Source organism: Polaribacter sp. YIW18 (genome assembly GCF_057219325.1).
The window spans coordinates 1-1,010 of the sequence record NZ_JBXVVE010000027.1; the positions used below are offsets into that span (position 1 = coordinate 1).

Genomic DNA, 1,010 nt, shown 5'->3' on the forward strand with positions numbered 1-1,010 from the left:
AACCTGAGTTCGATTAATAAAATGCAAGTTGATTTGTTTTGACTGTCTGGTATTTTATGGACGGCTTTTTAGGTAAAAAGCTATAGGCAATAAGCCCTGCAACAATATTAGACAAGAAATTAGTAAAGCTTCTATGTCTAGAATGTTCAATTTGACAGATGTTTTTAAGTTCGTCATTTACAGTTTCTATAACAGAGCGTTTGCGAAGTAAAATTTTATCACTCATTGTCATTAAAGAATTCTTCATATTATTTTTAATATGCGTAATTAAATGCAATCCATCAGTAAAAAGAATCTGCATTAAATCTTTACCTATATAGCCTTTATCGGCGTATATTTTTCCATAGATTTTATTTAGAAAAGACTTCTTTTTTAAAGGTGTTCTATCATCAACATTAGCCTGTGTTATGGTAAAGTTTAAGATCTCACCTTTATCGTTTATAACAATATGTAGTTTAAAACCATGAAACCACCCCATAGTAGATTTACCAGTGGTAGCAATGCCTTTAAAAACTTTATTGTTTTTAATTCGTTTGGGTTTACAAACTCTAATAGGTGTAGAGTCTACAAAAGAGATGCCTGTAGAATCGCCCAAACAACAGGTCTTTAAAAACAAAGTCATTGGCATTAAGCTTTGCTGCATAAGCTCTGTAAATCTGTTGTATGAAACTGTGTTAGGGAAATCATTTCGCATATGCTTTTGCAGGTAATAAATGTAAAAATGCTTGAAGGTTCTAAATCCACTTAACTGAAACAAAATGGTAATAGTAATTACCTCACTTTTTGACATAGTGGATGGACGCTTTGATGGATTCCCTAAAAGGTGTTTATCGACTAATTGGTCAAATTCTTTGCAAAATTCATCAACAATACAGAATATTTCAGTAATTTTAGAGTAGATTATCATAGATAGATTTTTAGATTAATAAATTGATATTCAGAGCCTTAATTTACTAAAAATCTATCTTCTTTACTAATAAAATCTATCTAAATATTAATCGAACTCAGGT

Annotated in this window: 1 protein-coding gene; it reads right to left on the reverse strand. The window is 30.2% G+C overall.

From position 1 onward, the window contains the following. Positions 1 to 13 precede the first annotated feature (13 nt). Positions 14 to 907 (reverse strand): IS982 family transposase, encoded by an 894-nt coding sequence (locus AC2D6T_RS12010; RefSeq protein WP_484681648.1) that lies wholly within the window; start codon positions 905 to 907, stop codon positions 14 to 16. Positions 908 to 1,010 lie beyond the last annotated feature (103 nt).